Consider the following 16,961-nt stretch of genomic DNA (forward strand, 5'->3'; position numbering starts at 1 on the left):
GACTATGCCAACCGGGCGATGGCGGCGTCGAGCATGGCCTCGGTGAGCTTGCCGGTGAAGGTGTTCTGCTGGCTCACGTGGTAGCTGCCGACGAGCCGGACCGGCCGTCCCTCGGGGGTGGTGAGGACCGCCTCGGCCCCGTGCCCGAACCTCGGCTTGGGGCGCGGGACGTCCCAGCCGAGCCTTCGCGCGCTGCCGAGCGCGGCGTCCCACCCGATCGATCCAAGGGCCAGCACCGCCCGCAGCCGTGGTGCGGCGAGGGTGACGTCGCGGTCGAGCCAGGCCGAGCAGGTCGCCTTCTCCTGGGTGGTGGGCTTGTTGTCCGGCGGCGCGCAGCGCACCGCCGCGACGATGCGGATCCCCTTGAGCTGCAACCCGTCGCCGCTGGCCCACGACTGCGGCTGGCTGGCGTACCCCGCGCGGTGCAGCGCGGCGTACAGCCAGTCGCCGCTGCGGTCGCCGGTGAACATCCGGCCGGTGCGGTTGGTGCCGTTCGCCGCGGGGGCCAGCCCCACGAGGAGCACCTCCGCTTCGGGGTCGCCGAACCCGGGACCGGGGCGACCCCAGTACGGCTGGTCGGCGAACGATGCGCGTCGCCCGGTGGTCGCGACGGACTCGCGCCAGGCCACGAGGCGGGGGCAGGCACGGCACACCGACACCCGGGCGTCGAGCTCGGCGGTGTCGGGGGAGGAGCCGGCCAGGCGGACGACCTGCATCGGTGTCCGGGCGACGGGCGTCCCGGCCGTGGCGGGGTCGCCCGGCCACCCCGTGCCCGGAGGCACCGGCGAGGTGAACGGCTGCCCGGTGACCGGGTGTGGGTCGCGCACCCGGCCACCGTAGACGCGGCGTCGGCCCGGCGCTCGCCTGTCGCCCCGGCCCCGACCGTGCGAACCTCTGTGCGTGGCCGAGCTCAGGGACGTACGCGGGTGGTTGTCGGTGGTCGCCGACCGCGCCTGGCCGGGACGCCCGACGCGATGGGTCGACCTGCCCGTGCGGCTTCGACCGACGCTCGCGTGGGTGCTGCGGCTCACCTCGGCGGCGGTCATCGCCTGGCTCATCGCGGCCCGGCTCACCGGCATCTCCACCGACCTCACCGCTCCGCTGACGGCGCTGCTCGTGGTCCAGGCGTCGGCCTTCTCGACGCTGCGGATGAGCGTGCTGCGGGTCGGCGCCGTGCTCACCGGGGTGCTCGTGGCCGTGGGGTTCTCCGCCCTCGCCGGGTTGTCGTGGTGGAGCCTCGGAGCCGTGATCGCCGCGTCGCTGGTGCTCGCCCGCGTGTTCCGTCTCGGTGAGCAGGCGCTCGAGGTGCCGATCAGCGCCATGCTCATCCTCGCGGTGCGCTCACCGGACGTCGCCGCCGAGGCGCGCATCGCCCTCACCCTCGTCGGCGCCGGGGTCGGGGTCGTCTTCAACCTCGTGCTGCCGTCGGCCGTGCCCAGCGGCCGGGCGGGGTCGGCCGTCCTGCGCGTCGCCTACGCCACCGCCGACTGCCTCGACCGGGCGTCCCGCTCGATGGCGACCGAACGCCTGCGTCGCAGCGAGGTCGAGGAGTGGGCCGACGAGACCCGGAGGGTCGCCGCGCACGTCGCCGAGGCGTCGAGCGTGGTGACGCAGGTCAAGGAGGGCCGCCGGTTCAACACCCGGGCCCTGACCACGCGGGACGTCGAACCCGGCCTGCGTGAGGGGCTGGACCGGCTCGAGGCCACCGTCCTCGCGATCCGGGCCCTGTTCACGGTGATCCTCGTCGAGCTGCCGCCCGAGCACCGGGACGACCGGGACGACCGGGGCGACCGGGGCGACCGGGACGACCGGGACGACCGGGGCGACCGGGGCGACCGGGGCGACCGGGGCGACCGGGGCGACCGGGACGGGGGCGCCGGCCCCGAGGACGACGTCCTGCCCGAGGACGCGTTCGACGAGGACGCGCGGCTGGCGTTCTCGGTGGTGCTGGCGGACGTCGGCGACTGCCTGCGGGCCTACGGCCGCCTGGTGTACGCCGAGGCCGGCGGCGCGCAGGAGCGGGCCGAGGAGGCCCTCGCCGAGAGCCTGGAGATCCTGCGGGAGACCCGCGCGATCCTGACCGAGCTGCTCACGAGCCGGCCGGAGGGGCGGCTCGAGCTGTGGCTGCTGCGGGGCTCGGTGCTCGCCGCCGTGGAGCAGGTCCTGGTGCAGCTCGACCTCGAACGGCGTGCCCGCCTCCGTTCCGCGTGGCAGCGCCCGGCGCCGATCGCGGCGGTGGCCCCGCTGGTGCGTGACGCGCTGCCGCGGGCCCGCGCGCGGCGTACCGGCACCTGGTCCGGCGCCCCGGACTCCCTCTCGCCCACGAGCAGCCACCACCACCCTCGCTGACCCCGAACCTCGCCCCCGCCCCTGCCCCTGCCCCGGCCATGGTGCGCCGAAGTCCCAGACCTCGGGCCAAATCACCCTCTGTGGCCCGAAGTCCCAGACTTCGGCGCTCAGGCCGCCGCCAGGACCCGAAGTCCCAGACTTCGCCGCTCACGGAAGTGGCGCGACGGGGTCGACCTCGGGGTTGCCGACGGGCAGAGCCACGGCTGCAGGACCCGGCGCCACGAGGTTGCGCACGCCGGGGGAGGCGAGCGCGCCCAGGGTCGTGACCACCATGACGACCCCGCACACCACCAGGGCCCGGTGTGCACCGACGTGTTCCGCCGCAGGCCCGGCCAGCACGAGCCCGAGCGGCCCGAGGAGCATCGACCCCATCGCGTCGTACGAGCTCACCCGTGACAGGGCCGCCGGCGGCACCACACGCTGCATGGTCGTCTGCCACAGGATCCCGAACAGGTCGAAGCACAGCCCGAGCACGAACGCCGACGCCACGACCACCCACAGCGGGGCGCTGGCCCCGAGCAGGAGGTATGGCGGCGCGGCGCCCAGGGTGAGCAGCACGCCGAGCAGGATCGGGCGCCGGGGCCGCAGGCGCATGGCCACCAGCACCCCGACGATGAGGCCGACCGCCTCGCCGGTGAGGACCGCGGTCCACGCGGTGGGTCCGCCGAGCTCCTCCCGGGCCACCACGGGTCCGAGGACGAGGTGGGCGGCCTGGAACACCATGACCAGCACCGAGAACTGCACGACCACCACCCACAGCCACTGCCGCGAGCGGAACTCGTCCCAGCCGTCCCGCAGGTCCGCCAGCGCCGAGTTCGAGCCCGCCTTCCCAGAGACAGCTCCCTCAGGGGCCCCCGACCCAGAGGCCCCCGACCTAGCCGCTGCCACGAGGGCGGGTCGCGCCGGCAGCCGCATGAGCGCCACGAGGAGACCCGAGCAGGCGAACGACGCGCTCGCGATCGCCAGCGCCCAGCCTCCGCCGACGCCGGCCACGACGATCCCGCCCGCGACCAGCCCCGCCACCCTGGCGATGTTGGTGCCGAGGGCGAGCACGGCGTTGCCCTGCTGGAGGTGCTCCGGCGGCACGACCTCAGGGACGATGCCGGTCAGCGCGGGCCACACCGTGGCGGTGGCGGTGCCGGACACGACGGCGGCGGCGGCCAGCCCCCAGAGGGGCGCGTGCTCCGTACCCACCATCACGGCGAGCGCCGCGTGGGCGAGGGCGTTGACCCACTCGGCGACCTGCAGGACGCGGTGGCGCGGGTAGCGGTCGGCCACGACGCCACCCACCAGGATGAACAGGACGACTGCGATGGACTCGGCGGCGAGGACGGTGGACAGCGTCGTCGGGGTGGCCCCTGGCAGGTCGAGGATGCCGAACGCGAGGGCCACGGGGGCGAAGGCCACGGCCAGCATCGACAGCGTCCGGGCACTGACCAGCAGCGCGAACTGGCGCTCGCGCAACAGGTCCCGGACGGGCGTCTGGTCGGCCACGTCCTCACGCTACGCGGCGTGGCAACCGTGTTTTCGTGACTTCGAGGCTCAGCCCGGACGGGTCGGGAGCCAGTAGCGGCGGACACCTCCACGGCTGTCCTCGTACTCGCCGCGGTTGGCCTCGATCACTGCCCGCGACCCGGCGTTCTCCTCCAAGCAGGTGAGGAGCACCCGGGGGCCGTCCACGACGCCGTGGGCCAGCACGAGAGCCTGCGCGAGGGCGCGCGTCGCGTGCCCGTGCCGACGGGCGGTGGGCCGCACGCTGTACCCGATGTGGCCACCCTCCTCGATCAGCCGCTCGGTCAGCCGGTGCCTGATCGCCAGCGACCCCACGTACTCGTCGCCGTCCACCATCCACAGGAAGGTCACCGGGGTCCAGCCGCGCCGGCGCGGCGCGTCCTCGTCGCAGGCGCGCCGCCGCTGCGCCACGAACCGCGCGAACTCCCCGCGGTCGCGCAGGTCGTCCCGGGTGAACGCGAACCCCGCGTAGCCGTCCTCCGGCTCCTGGACCCAGTCGCCGTCGCCGTCACGCTGCTCCCCGGAGGCGAGGAACTCGTCCGTCGCCGCCAGGTAGGAGTCCTGGTGACGCACGTGCGGAGGGACGAGATGGGTCATGCGGCGACGCTACCTGTCGGCCGCGGCACGTAGGCTGGAGGCAACATGAGCACGCTGTTCGACGACCTGCCCTTCGACGGTTCACCGTCTCCCGACTCCCGACCCTCGGCAGCCGCCGCGCGGGCGACCGCTGTGGACGAGCGTGGCGTCCCCACGTGGGCGCAGGCCGCCGCTGAGGGCCACGGCCCCGACGGCGGGTCCGGTGGCCACGCCGACCCTGAGGCGCTGCTCGAGGGGCTCAACACCCAGCAGCGCGAGGCCGTCCTGCACGAGGGGTCGCCGCTGCTCATCGTCGCCGGTGCAGGCTCGGGCAAGACCCGCGTGCTCACCAACCGCATCGCCTACCTCCTCGCCGCCCGTGGCGTGCAGCCCGGTCAGGTGCTGGCCATCACGTTCACCAACAAGGCCGCCGCCGAGATGCGCGAGCGCGTCGCAGCCCTGGTGGGGCCGCGCGCTAAGGCCATGTGGGTGATGACGTTCCACTCCGCGTGCGTGCGGATCCTGCGCCGCGAGGCCGGCAAGGTGGGGCTGAAGTCGACGTTCTCCATCTACGACGCCGCCGACAGCCAGCGGCTCATGGCGATGGTCATGCGCGACCTCGACCTCGACCCCAAGCGCTACCCGCCGCGGTCGTTCAGCCACCAGGTGTCCAACCTGAAGAACGAGCTGGTCGACGAGGAGACGTTCGCCTCCCGAGTCGCGGAGGGCACCCATCAGGAGCGGATGCTCGCCGAGGCCTACACCGGCTACCAGCGACGCCTGCGCCAGGCCAACGCCCTCGACTTCGACGACCTCATCATGACCACGGTCAACATCCTCCAGGCGTTCCCCGACGTCGCCGAGCACTACCGGCGCCGGTTCCGCCACGTGCTCGTCGACGAGTACCAGGACACCAACCACGCGCAGTACCAGCTCGTGCGTGAGCTGGTCGGTGGGGCAGCGGGCTCGGCCGGTATGCCGGTCGGTGACGGCCCCGAGGTGCCGCCCGCCGAACTCGTGGTGGTCGGCGACGCCGACCAGTCCATCTACGCCTTCCGTGGCGCGACGATCCGCAACATCGTGGAGTTCGAGGAGGACTACCCCGACGCGCGGACCATCCTGCTCGAGCAGAACTACCGCTCGACCCAGACGATCCTGCAGGCGGCCAACTCGGTCATCGCCAAGAACCCCGAGCGACGCAAGAAGAACCTGTGGACCGACAGCGGTGACGGCTCGCTCATCGTGGGCTACGTCGGCGACAACGAGCACGACGAGGCCGCGTTCGTCGCCAAGACGATCGACGAGCTCGGCGACACCGCGGGCGTGAAACCCAAGGACGTCGCGGTCTTCTACCGCACCAACGCCCAGTCACGTGCGCTCGAAGAGGTGTTCGTGCGGGTCGGGTTGCCCTACAAGGTGGTTGGCGGCACGCGGTTCTACGAGCGTCGCGAGGTCAAGGACGCCCTGGCCTACCTGCGCGTCATCTCCAACCCCACCGACACGGTCAACCTGCGGCGCATCCTCAACGTGCCCAAGCGCGGCATCGGCGACCGGGCCGAGGCCTGCGTCGCGGCCCTCGCCGAGCGCGAGCGCATCCCGTTCGTCGCGGCCCTGGGCCGTCCTGAGGACGCCCCTGGCATCGCCACCCGCTCGGTCGCGGCCATCAAGGGGTTCACCGGCCTGCTCGAGGAGCTCGGCCGGGTGCACGAGGACGACGAGCAGGGTGTCGGCGCGCTGCTCGAGGCGGTCATCGAGAAGTCCGGCTACCTCGCCGAGCTGCGCGCGTCGCACGACCCGCAGGACGAGACCCGCATCGAGAACCTCGCCGAGCTCGTGGCCGTCGCGCAGGAGTTCGACGAGACCCGCGCGGAGACCGGTGAGGTGGCCTCGCTCGAGGACTTCCTCGAGCAGGTGTCGCTGGTCGCCGACGCCGACGAGATCCCCGACGGCGAGGAGGCGGAGGACCTCGGCGTCGTGACGCTGATGACGCTGCACACCGCCAAGGGCCTCGAGTTCCCGGTCGTGTTCCTCACCGGCCTCGAGGACGGCACGTTCCCGCACCTGCGCTCCCTCGGCGACCCCAAGGAGCTGGAGGAGGAGCGCCGGCTCGCGTACGTCGGCATCACCCGGGCCCGCGAGCGGCTCCACCTGTCGCGGGCCGCGGTCCGCTCGGCGTGGGGTGCGCCGCAGTACAACCCGGCCAGCCGGTTCCTCGACGAGATCCCTGGCCACCTGGTCGACTGGCAGCGTGCCGAGGCCGCCAACAGCTTCCGGCGCTCATCGACTCCTGCGGTCGCCCGCCTGGCCCAGCGCCCCGGCGTCCGGTCGCCCGGCAACCGGCCGCTCATCTCCCTGCACGCCGGCGACAAGGTCACCCACGACAGCTACGGCATGGGCACGGTCGTCAAGACCGAGGGCGAGGGCGACAAGACGCAGGCGCACGTCGACTTCGGCGGCGACACCGGCGTCAAGCGGTTCCTGTTGCGCTACGCCCCCCTCGAGAAGCTCTAGCCGCCCAGACGGCTCGGCAGACGCGAGAGGCGCCCCCGCGGAAGTCCGCGGGGGCGCCTCTGTCGTTGGCGCGGGGCCTACTGCAGGCCGTGGTCGCGCAGCCAGGGGGCGGGGTCGATTGCCGCGCCACCGTTGGGGTGGATCTCGAGGTGCAGGTGGGGGCCGGTGGAGTGCCCGGTGTTGCCGGACGCGCCGACGAGGTCGCCGGGGGCCACCTTGTCGCCCACCGAGACGCCGATGCTGCTCATGTGGCCGAACACGGAGACGGTGCCGTCCCAGTACTCGATCTCGACCTTGTTGCCGTAGCCGCCCTGCCAGCCGGCGAAGACGACCCTGCCGGTGGACATAGCGTGCAGCGGGGTGCCGACGGGAGTGCCGAAGTCGTCGCCCTGGTGCATGCGGCCCCAGCGCCAGCCGTAGCCGGAGGTGAAGACCGCGCCCTTGATCGGCATGATCCAGCCCTCGCGCGACTTGCGCTCGGCCTCGGCCCTCTTGACGGCGGCGGCCGCGGAGCGTCGCTTGGCGACGGCCCGGCGCTCGGCGTCACGCGCGATCCGGGCGACCTCGGCCCTGCGCTGCGTCTCGAGCACCTGCGCGGCGACGGCGCTGCTCTGGGCCTCGCGCTGCTGCACGGACTCGGTGTGGTCGAACTCCGCGAGCGCGGCGCTGCGCGCCTGCATCGTCGTGCTGTTGCCGGTGAGGGCAGCGTGCGCGGGGCTGGACTCGGCCACGGTGGCGCCGGTGGCGGTGACGACCAGTGCAGCCGCTGCCGCGCTGGGGAGGACGAACCCGCCGCGGAAGCCTGCGGGGAGGCGGGGTCCGCGCCGGGGCGCCCGGTGGCGGCCCGGGGCGCGGTGACGGCCCGAGTACGTGGGGGAGGAGCTCACAGAGAGGTGACCTTCGTGCGGGGACACGGAAGCCACGAGGGTAGCGTGACCAGTTCGTTATCCAAAATGCGCTTTGTGGATGAGGCGGCTAACATCCGCGCGCGTCGCGCTGACCTGCACGGATGCCACGACGGCGTGGTGGCGGACCTGGGGAGCAGGAAGGCCGGTCAGCCGCCTCGGCGAGGCAGCTCGGTGACGCCGGGGGTGACGGTGTGGCCCTCGGAGTCGAGGTGGGCCAGCGTCGTGGAGATGCCGTGCACCACGCTGCCGATGATGGGCAGCGACATGTGGCCGACGCCGTGCAGGTCGATGTTGCGCACGCTCAGGTCGGGGTGGGTCAGGGCCGCGTTGCGCTGGGGGAAGACCATCTGGTCCAGGTCCGACCAGTACACGACGAAACGGGTGCGGCACTGGGGGACCGGCTGCTCGAGCTCGCGCATGAGCCCGCTGCCGGGGCGCAGCTGCCGGGTGAGCTGGTTGTGCCAGCCGTATGCCGTGTAGGTGCCGTGGTGGGGGGTGCCCAGGGTGACGAGCGTGTGCACCCGGGCGTCCCCGCCGAGGCGGGTCACGTAGTAGCGCGCGATGAGGCCGCCCATGGAGTGGCCGACGACGTGGATGCGCTCGTACCCGGTCTCCGCGACGAGGGCCTCGACCTCCTCGGCGAGCCGGACCGCGGCGACGCGGACGTCGGCGGTGAAGGGGGAGTAGTTCATGCTCGTCACGCGCCCGAAGCCCCGGCGCCGGAGTCCGTGGCGCAGGAGGGTGAAGATCGAGCGGTTGTCGACCATGCCGTGCACCAGCAGGATCGGCGTGCCGGCCGCCTCGACGTCGGACACCACGAGGCCGCGCTGGGTGGGCGGCAGGTGCTCCACGCGGTACTCGAGGTGGCTGTCGCGTCCGTGGCGCCCGAACGCGCCCCACGGGTAGAGGGCGAGGTGGGTCGTCAGCCACGCGGCCTCGACGGCGGCGCCCACGAGCCCGGTCGGCGTGGCCAGGGCCTTCGCCGCACCTCCGACCACGTCCTGGGCGGCGGCTGCTGCGGCAGTCGTGGCAGCGGCGACGTGGCCCGCAGCCCGCCCGACCGCCGTCGTCGCGGCAGACCGCAGGGCGGCGGGGCCGGAGCTGGGTGCCGAGGCGCGCGCGGAGGCACCCGACGTGGGCCGCTTCGGTGCGGCTGGTCGGCGCGAGGGCGTGACGCTCTGCGACATGACCTTCCGAACCTAGTGCAGCACTTCGGTCCGCGCGCGCTCACCGCGCGCACGTCTGCGCACGCGGTGTCGGGATGTGTCCACGGAGTGGATAGTCTGCGCCCATGACTAGCTCACCGTTGCGCGTGGTCGTGGCCAAGCCGGGGCTCGACGGACACGACCGAGGCGCCAAGGTCGTCGCCCGCGCCCTGCGCGACGCCGGCATGGAGGTCGTCTACACCGGCCTGCACCAGACCCCCGAGCAGATCGTCGAGGCGGCCATCCAGGAGGACGCCGACGCCGTCGGCCTCTCGGTCCTGTCGGGCGCCCACATGACGCTCTTCGCGAAGGTGATGGAGCTGCTCGAGCAGCGCGACGCCTCCGACATCGTCGTCTTCGGCGGCGGCATCATCCCCGACGGCGACATCCCCGAGCTGACCCGGCTCGGCGTCGCCAAGGTCTTCACCCCCGGAGCCACGACGACCGAGATCGTCGAGTGGGTCCGGGCGAACGTCACCCAGCAGTAGCCTCTCGCCCGACTCCTCGCGTTTGGGGGCCAGAAGGTGACGTACAGATCACCTTCTGGCCCCCAAATGCGCTGGTGCGTCGACGAACGACGCAGGCCGCGGTGCCCCTACGGCACCACTGGGATGCTCAGTGCGGCCGGGGACGTGGGAGAGGCGTGGACGGTGACCGGCTGCACGGCATAGGCGTTCTTGTAGGCCGCGTCGGTGCTGGCCAGTACCAGCTGCAGGCGGTGCCCGGCGTCGACGCGGTGGACGATGGCCGGGAGCTCGATGTGCACCGGCTGGGTGACGTCCGCGACCCGCACGGGGCTGATCAGCTTGTGCACCAACGTCTTCGAGCCGTCAGGGGCCACGTCGTAGAGCTTGGCGAAGACCTGCAGCTGGCCGCTGGGGCCTGCCGCCTGGGTCAGCGCGACCGCCGGCGAGTCGAACTGCACGTCCAGGGTGGGGGAGCCCACGACGTCGACCGGCGAGGACAGGGGCGGGGTCGACCAGGCCCCGAACGTGCCGGGGGTGTCGTATGGCGTCGTGACCCCGGCCGGGAGCGACACCTGTCCCTCGAGGCCGGACACCTCGCTGTACGAGGCGGGGGCGCCCAACCCTGGGTTGGACCAGGACGTCGAGCCCGGCAGGACCGCCTTGCGCGAGGTGACGAGGTCGTCGGCCGAGGAGAGGTACCACGTGCGGCGCGTGCCGACCGGGTACGACGAGGCGCTGGCGTAGGCCGGGGCGGCCGTGCCGGTGTAGGGCACCCAATCGCGGAAGTACGCAAACTCCGGGCCGGTCGAGACCTTCGAGCCCTTGAGCTGGTGGTCGAACCAGTTCCTGATGCGCAGCCCGAGGTAGGTGTCCTCAATGTGCTGGCCGGTGAGGTCGAGCTCACCGGGGGCCGCGCCGGTGTTGTCGCCCGTGCCGCCGGAGTGGCCCCATGACTGCCACGCCATGGTCACCGGGACGCCCCGGGCCTTCAGGGACCGGTAGGTGGCGACCGACTCCTGGAGGTTGAACAAGGTGTCGTTCTCACCCTGGATGAGGAACGTCGGCACCGTCACCTTGTCGATGTAGTGCGCCACGGACACGCGGTCGGTGAGCTGGTAGGTGTCGGACGTGGGGTAGCCGAGCGTGTCCAGGGTCGCCTTCGCCTGGCAGGCCTCCAGGACGAAGTTGGGGCAGCCGACGTTGCGCGCGGGGTCGACCGCGGCGCCCTGCAGCCCGTCGAGGATCCCCACGCCGAAGAACAGTCCGGTCCAGCCGATCTTCTGCGTCCCCGGCGCCGAGTCGGCGTAGGTGACGCCGCGCGCGAGGCTGGTGTTGTTGGGTGCCAGTGAGTAGCGCAGGTCGTTCCAGGTGATCAGCGGCACCAGGGTGTCGACGCGCGAATCCCTTGCTGCAGTGGCGAACTGGATCTGCCCACCGTAGGAGCCACCGATCATGCCGAGCCGCGGGTCGTGGTTGGCGGCGTCGTCCAGGACGGTGAAGTCCACTTCCAGCGTGCCCGGACCGCCGGCCGCGCCCGCCACGTCCGAGGAGCTGTACGGCGCGGTGCCCCCGCCGCCGAGGAACGTCACGAGTGAGGACGCTGCGACGCCGTCGACCCCCGGGTCGTCGAGCGAGATCTTGCAGCCGCTGTCCGGGAAGCCGAGCCCGGTGTAGGACAGCACCGCGTAGCCACGCCCGGCGAACGCCATCCCGAGCCCCGCCTGGTCGGCCTTGCTGCCGCCGAAGCCGTTGGTGGTGAGGATGGCCGGCACGCGAGCGGCGGGGCCGGCGGAGTGCGGCTTGTAGAGGTCGGCGTCGATGGTGCAGGTCTGCGGACGGCCGAGGTCGTCGTTGCCGGCCGGCACGGTGAAGTGCAGGCCGGTGTAGGTGTCGACGGGCTGCAGGGCCGTGCTCGAGGTGCTGCCCGCTGCTGTGGGCGTCCCGGCAAGGGGGTCGGCCACGGCGGCGAGGGCGGGGCCGCCCGCGAGGCCGATGGCAGCGAGCGGGAGCAGCGCAGCGGCGCGGCGCCCTCGGGCACGGAACGGGGATCGGCGCGTCATCGGGCCTCCACGGTGCACGGGCCGTCCGGTGACCGCCCTCGTGGACGGACAACGACGAAGGCACCCCCGCGGTTACGTCCTCCCTGCTCAGCGGGGTGCGCGGAGGATGGCGCAGCCAGACCACATGGTGGGCTGCGCGTACCGAGCCGTGGACGTCCGCCCGTGCCGGGCGGACTGGTGCTGACGCGATCTTGGCTTGCGGCAGAAGATTCGGCAGCCCTGGACGGCTCTCGCCGCAGGTTGCCACGCATTTGGTCAAGTCTTCGCCAGATTCGTTGACCCTGTGGCAGATCGCGGGGTTGGGTCGGCTCGGCGCCGACGCCCACGGTCACGACGTGGCCGTTCACGGAGGGGGAATCGACGTCGCCTCGTGGTGCAGGAACTCCCCGCGCACCCTTGTCCGAGAAGAGGAAACCCGTGATCCGACTGTCCACCGGCGCTGCACTCGGCGTCGCAGTCGCCGCGGCAGTGGCCACCCCACTGTCCGCAGCCTCCGCCGCTCCCGCGGCGGCCCCGACCCAGGCCCCGGGCGTCACCGCCGCCCAGGGCGGGGCCGACCGGGACCACACCGCGCTGGGCCTGTCCAGCGACGAGAAGCTGGTCGTGCGCAACGTCGTCACCGACCGTGACGGCACCCAGCACGTCCGCTACGACCGCACCTACAAGGGCCTGCGCGTCCTCGGTGGCGACCTGGTCGTCGACAAGGCTCCCTCCGGCACCGTCCGCCAGGTGCACTGGAACGGAAACGGGAAGGCGGCCGTGGCCTCTACCTCCCCGTCCGTCGCCGAGACCTCCGCCGAGAGCTCGGGCGCCAAGCGCGCCGGATACTCCCCGAAGAAGAACGACGGCGAGCTCGTCGTCTGGGCCGGCACGGGCTCCCCGCGCCTCGCGTGGGACGTCGTCACGGAAGGTGTCAGGTCCGACCAGACGCCCAGCCGCCTGCACACCGTCGTGGACGCCAAGAGCGGTGCGGTCCTCTCCTCGTGGGACGAGGTCATGAACGGCACGGGCAACTCGATGTACTCGGGCACCGTGACGCTGAATTCGACCCTCTCGGGCAGCACCTACCAGCTCAAGGACGCGATCGGGAACTACACGACCGATCTCAACGGCGCGACCTCCGGCACGGGAACGCAGTTCACCGACGCCGACAACGTCTGGGGCAACGGCACCACCTCGTCGCGCCAGACCGCAGCGGTCGACGCGCAGTACGGGGCGGAGAAGACGTTCGCGTACTACAAGAACGTGTTGGGCCGCAACGGTATCTGGAACACCGGAGCCGGTGCGCGCAGCCGCGTCCACTACGGCAACGCCTACAACAACGCGTTCTGGGACGGCACCCAGATGACGTACGGCGACGGCGCGAGCAATGCCAAGCCGCTCACGTCGATCGACGTCGCCGCGCACGAGATGAGCCACGGCGTCACCGAGAACACCGCGGGCCTCAACTACTCCGGTGACGCCGGCGGCCTCAACGAGGCGACGTCGGACATCTTCGGTACCGCCGTGGAGTGGTACGCCAACTCCTCCGCCGACCCGGGTGACTACCTCATCGGCGAGAAGATCAACATCAACGGCAACGGGACCCCGCTGCGCTACATGGACAAGCCGAGCAAGGACGGCGCGTCCAGGGACTGCTGGTCCTCGACCCTCGGCAGCCTCGACCCGCACTACTCGTCGGGCCCGCTGAACCACTGGTTCTACCTCGCCTCCGAGGGCTCGGGCGCCAAGACCGTCAACGGTGTCTCCTACAACAGCCCCACCTGTGACGGCTCCACCGTCACCGGCGGCGGCCGCAGCAACATCGAGAAGGTCTGGTACCGCACGCTCTCGACCAAGCTCACGTCCGGCAGCACCTACCTCAACGCCCGTGAGGGCGCGATCGCCTCGGCCATCGAGCTGTACGGCGCCAGCAGCCAGACCTGCAAGTCGGTCGAGGCAGCCTTCACGGCCATCGCGGTGCCCGCCGGCACCCAGTCCTGCGGCGGCACGACGCCCCCGCCCACCGGGGGCAACCTGCTCCTCAACCCCGGCTTCGAGTCGGGCGCGGTGAGCTGGACCGGCTCGGCCGGCCCCATCACCAACAACACCGGGCGCCCGGCCCGCACCGGCTCCTGGAAGATGTGGCTGGGCGGCAACGGCGCCACGACGACCGAGACCGAGCAGCAGAGCGTGACCATCCCGGCCACCGCCACCGCTGCGTCGCTGTCCTTCTGGCTGCGCACCGACACCGCGGAGTCCGGCAGCACGGCCTACGACACGATGAAGGTGCAGGTCGTCGACGGTGGGACCACCACCACGCTGGCGACCTACTCCAACGTCGGCACCAACGCGACCTACACGCAGAAGTCGTTCAACGTGCTGGCCTACAAGGGCAAGACGGTGACCGTGAAGTTCCTCATGAACGAGGACTCCTCGCTGCAGACGTCGTTCGTCGTCGACGACACGTCGCTGGCCACCAGCTGACCGCGGTGCGTGGGACGGCGGAGCCGGCCCACGCACCCCGGCAGCACCTCGACCGCCCGCCGCACACGGCCGGTCGTCCCCACACGGGTGGCGGCGGGGAGGGGCACACCTCCAGCCCCGCCCCGCCGTCACCACTGCGCCGCCGACCCGAGGGTCGGCGGCGCGTGGTCGTGTCAGCGACCTTCAGGTCGGTGTCGCATGGTGAGGTCAGCGGCAGACGGTGCGCTTCGCCTTCGGCTTCGCGAGGTCCTCGAGCAGCGAGGTCACGACCGGTTCGACATCCTTGATGCGGTCGTCGGTGGTCGGGACGGCGTTGAGCAGCACCAGCATGTCGTCGGGGCGCGCCATCGTGGGCGTGCTGTCGTTCCCGCTGTCGCCGACTGCCAGGGCGGCCTTGGTGATGGCGGAGAAGCTCGCCTCGTCGAGGGTGCAGGACAGGGTCTGCCGGTTGACCTTGGCGATGACGCTCCGGTCGACGTCGATGTTGACGGTGTCGGAGAAGCCCGCCACCCCGCCGAACCGCTGGATGGCGATGGGGTAGTCGACCGACGGGGTGGTGGAGGTCGACGCCGTCGCCGGGGCCTTGGGGATCTCCGGCGTCTTCGCGACGCACCCGGTGAGCACCATGCACCCGGCGAGCGCCGCGGTGAGCAGGGTGCCGACGGCGGTGGCACGGGCGGGCGCGGGCAGGGGCGCGGTGGCGGATCGCGACATACCGGACACCCTGCCACGTCGCCCTCCACACAGGGCCACAATCGGGCATGGGCTTCTCCTCCGCGGACCTCGATGTCGCGACCGCCGTGGTGCGCCGTCACTTCCCGGCCACTCCCCAGTTCGCGTGGCCGCTGCTCGGCGCGCACGTCGGCGCCACGGTCTGGGTCAAGCACGAGAACCAGACGCCGACCGGCGCCTTCAAGGTGCGTGGCGGCCTCGTCTACGTCGACCGCCTGAGGCGCGAGCGTCCCCACGTGGCGGGCCTCGTCTCGGCGACCCGCGGCAACCACGGCCAGTCGCTCGCGTATGCCGGAGCCGCTGCGGGACTGCGCGTGGTCATCGTCGTGCCCGAGGGCAACAGCCCTGACAAGAACGCGGCCATGCGCGGTTTCGGGGCGGAGCTCGTCGTCCACGGGGCCGACTTCCAGGAGTCGCGCGAGCACGCGGCCCGGCTGGGAGACGAGCTGGGCCTGGAGACCGTGCCGTCCTTCCACCCCGACCTGGTCGTCGGCGTCGGCACCTACGCCAAGGAGCTGTTCGACGCCGCCGGTGCGCTGGACACCGTCTACGTGGGGGTCGGCATGGGCTCGGGCATCGCGGGGCTCGTGGGTGTCCGCGACCTGCTCGGGTTGGCGACCCGGGTCGTCGGTGTCGTGGCGGAGCGGGCGCCGGCGACAGCGCTGTCGTTCGCCGCGGCTGCGGTGGTGACGACCGAGCGGGCGGCGACGTTCGTCGACGGGGTCGCGTGCCGGACACCCGACGCCGCAGCCATCGCCACCATGGTGGCCGGGGTCGACCACATCGTGACGGTGGGGGAGGACGACACGGCCGAGGCGATGCGGGTGCTGCTGCGCACGACCCACCAGCTGCCCGAGCCGGCCGGGGCCATCGCCCTGGCCGGGCTCCTCGCCGAACGGGACGCCGCGGCGGGCCGGCGCGTCGGCGTCATCCTCTCCGGCGGCAACTGCGACACCTCGATCCTCACCGAGGTCCTCGCCGGCCGGACGCCGGCCGCCTGAGCCGCCGGGGGTGGGCCACCTATCCTGAGGCCATGAGGCGTGGTGCCCGTCGGGCGGTCGAGGCAGCCCTCGCCCTGGCCGTCGTCGCCACCGGGGCGGCCTGCGCCGGCGGCTCGACCAGGCCGACGTCGTCTACGTGGAGCCGGTCGAGGGCGGGCTGACCCGGCTGCTCGCGATCTTCAGCCGCGACCAGGCCCGCGAGGTGGGGCCCGTGCGCAGCGGACGCGAGACCGACGTCACGATCCTCGCCCAACTGGGGGAAGGTCGCCTTCGCCTACTCCGGCTCGTCGTCCTACACCGCCAAGGTGCTGGCCCTCGGGGCGCAGGTGAACCTCAGCAACGACCAGTCGGGCCGCGGCTACCGACGCGACCGCCCGCGGCCGGCGCCGTACAACCTCATCGGTGACCCCAAGGCCGTCCTGGCCCGCGCCGGCGGCAGTGTCGAGCCCCGCGACATCGGCTTCCGGTACGGCCCTCCGACCGCCGGTGGCGCCCCCGCGACCTCGGTCACGGCGCGATGGCCCGCGGCCACCGTGTCACTGCGGTGGGACGCGAAGCGAGGGCAGTACCTCGTCGTCACCGACGGCCGGCCGGACGTCAGCCCCTCCGGCACCCAGTACGGCGCCTCCACCGTGGTCGTCCAGTACGTCGCCTCCAAGGACTCCGCCAACCGTGACGTCAACGGCCGGCCGACACCGGTGGAGCAGCTCGTGGGTTCGGGCAGGGCCACCGTGCTGCGCGGCGGACGGGTGTGGCAGGGCACGTGGTCGCGCTCCGGCGCCACGTCGCCGACGACCTTCACCGCGGACGGGCAGGTCGTGACCTTCGCGCCCCAGGGCCCCGTGTGGGTCCTCCTCGTGCCGACCGGCCGGGTCGCGACGGTCCGCTGAGCGCTCGACGGCGCTGCGGGCACCGGCCCGACGTAGGGGGCAGCCGCATGCCGCCACCCCTGTCAGGGAGCTGTCAGGCACCGTCCCACAGCGGCCGCGGGGTCGCCGCCGCGATCTGACAACACCGCGTCTGCGCTGGTCAGCGCCGTCCGAAGGGCGCCGCGGCGTCAGGAGGCGACTTCAGGGCTGCCGGACACCGGGCCGTGCGCCCGAGGGTGGGTGCCGTCCGACAGACCGTGACCGCCCCCGCTTCTCGCGGCCGGCGGCACCAACCCAGGAGCTCC

At 72.6% G+C, this 16,961-nt stretch carries 15 protein-coding genes; 8 read left to right on the forward strand and 7 right to left on the reverse strand.

Going from position 1 to position 16,961, the window contains the following annotated elements; translation table 11 throughout:
* Positions 1-2 precede the first annotated feature (2 nt).
* Positions 3-827: a uracil-DNA glycosylase gene (locus ASG70_RS03190; RefSeq protein WP_056882405.1), complete on the reverse strand. Its 825-nt coding sequence runs from the start codon at positions 825-827 to the stop codon at positions 3-5.
* A gap of 73 nt (positions 828-900) precedes the next feature.
* On the opposite strand from ASG70_RS03190, the gene ASG70_RS19810 reads away from it, so the two are divergent.
* Entirely contained in the window at positions 901-2,349 is a 1,449-nt protein-coding gene (locus tag ASG70_RS19810; RefSeq protein WP_082590027.1) for an aromatic acid exporter family protein, read from the forward strand.
* Between the two features lie 147 nt (positions 2,350-2,496).
* Here the strand turns inward: ASG70_RS19810 and ASG70_RS03200 are convergent, their stop codons facing one another.
* Positions 2,497-3,843, reverse strand: coding sequence for an MFS transporter (locus ASG70_RS03200; protein WP_056882407.1), 1,347 nt, complete (start codon positions 3,841-3,843; stop codon positions 2,497-2,499).
* 48 nt (positions 3,844-3,891) lie between these two features.
* Complete coding sequence (locus ASG70_RS03205; protein WP_056882408.1) at positions 3,892-4,458, reverse strand: GNAT family N-acetyltransferase; 567 nt, start codon at positions 4,456-4,458, stop codon at positions 3,892-3,894.
* A gap of 45 nt (positions 4,459-4,503) precedes the next feature.
* Between ASG70_RS03205 and pcrA the strand changes: the two genes are divergently transcribed.
* On the forward strand, positions 4,504-6,948 hold the full coding sequence (gene pcrA / locus ASG70_RS03210; protein ID WP_056882409.1) for a DNA helicase PcrA: 2,445 nt from the start codon (positions 4,504-4,506) through the stop codon (positions 6,946-6,948).
* Positions 6,949-7,025: 77 nt separating this feature from the next.
* Here the strand turns inward: pcrA and ASG70_RS03215 are convergent, their stop codons facing one another.
* Both ASG70_RS03215 and ASG70_RS03220 read right to left on the reverse strand, forming a co-directional pair.
* Positions 7,026-7,835, reverse strand: a complete 810-nt coding sequence (locus ASG70_RS03215) for a M23 family metallopeptidase (protein ID WP_056882410.1) — start codon at positions 7,833-7,835, stop codon at positions 7,026-7,028.
* 167 nt (positions 7,836-8,002) lie between these two features.
* Positions 8,003-9,043 carry an alpha/beta fold hydrolase gene (locus ASG70_RS03220; protein WP_082590028.1) on the reverse strand — a complete coding sequence of 347 codons (1,041 nt, stop codon included), beginning with the start codon at positions 9,041-9,043 and terminating at the stop codon, positions 8,003-8,005.
* A gap of 104 nt (positions 9,044-9,147) precedes the next feature.
* On the opposite strand from ASG70_RS03220, the gene ASG70_RS03225 reads away from it, so the two are divergent.
* A complete protein-coding gene (locus ASG70_RS03225) occupies positions 9,148-9,549 on the forward strand; it encodes a cobalamin B12-binding domain-containing protein (RefSeq protein ID WP_056882411.1) in 402 nt (133 codons plus the stop codon).
* Between the two features lie 107 nt (positions 9,550-9,656).
* Here ASG70_RS03225 and ASG70_RS03230 read toward each other — a convergent pair whose 3' ends face one another.
* On the reverse strand, positions 9,657-11,588 hold the full coding sequence (locus ASG70_RS03230; protein ID WP_082590030.1) for a CocE/NonD family hydrolase: 1,932 nt from the start codon (positions 11,586-11,588) through the stop codon (positions 9,657-9,659).
* Positions 11,589-12,005: 417 nt separating this feature from the next.
* Here ASG70_RS03230 and ASG70_RS03235 point away from each other — a divergent pair, with 417 nt between their 5' ends.
* Entirely contained in the window at positions 12,006-14,054 is a 2,049-nt protein-coding gene (locus tag ASG70_RS03235; protein ID WP_056882412.1) for a M4 family metallopeptidase, read from the forward strand.
* A 207-nt stretch (positions 14,055-14,261) separates the two neighbouring features.
* Here ASG70_RS03235 and ASG70_RS03240 read toward each other — a convergent pair whose 3' ends face one another.
* Positions 14,262-14,768: a hypothetical protein gene (locus ASG70_RS03240; protein ID WP_056882413.1), complete on the reverse strand. Its 507-nt coding sequence runs from the start codon at positions 14,766-14,768 to the stop codon at positions 14,262-14,264.
* 47 nt (positions 14,769-14,815) lie between these two features.
* Between ASG70_RS03240 and ASG70_RS03245 the strand changes: the two genes are divergently transcribed.
* The 4 genes from ASG70_RS03245 to ASG70_RS03250 are packed head-to-tail and all read left to right on the forward strand — an operon-like array spanning position 14,816 to position 16,677.
* On the forward strand, positions 14,816-15,787 hold the full coding sequence (locus ASG70_RS03245; RefSeq protein WP_056882414.1) for a threonine dehydratase: 972 nt from the start codon (positions 14,816-14,818) through the stop codon (positions 15,785-15,787).
* 32 nt (positions 15,788-15,819) lie between these two features.
* A complete protein-coding gene (locus ASG70_RS20180; protein ID WP_255353779.1) occupies positions 15,820-15,948 on the forward strand; it encodes a hypothetical protein in 129 nt (42 codons plus the stop codon).
* A complete protein-coding gene (locus ASG70_RS20290; RefSeq protein ID WP_162253884.1) occupies positions 15,924-16,193 on the forward strand; it encodes a DUF3048 domain-containing protein in 270 nt (89 codons plus the stop codon). The genes ASG70_RS20180 and ASG70_RS20290 overlap by 25 nt, the downstream gene beginning before the upstream one ends.
* Positions 16,093-16,677, forward strand: a complete 585-nt coding sequence (locus tag ASG70_RS03250) for a DUF3048 C-terminal domain-containing protein (protein WP_082590032.1) — start codon at positions 16,093-16,095, stop codon at positions 16,675-16,677. The genes ASG70_RS20290 and ASG70_RS03250 overlap by 101 nt, the downstream gene beginning before the upstream one ends.
* Positions 16,678-16,961: the final 284 nt, after the last annotated feature.

The organism is Phycicoccus sp. Soil748 (genome assembly GCF_001428025.1).
GTDB lineage: Bacteria > Actinomycetota > Actinomycetes > Actinomycetales > Dermatophilaceae > Pedococcus.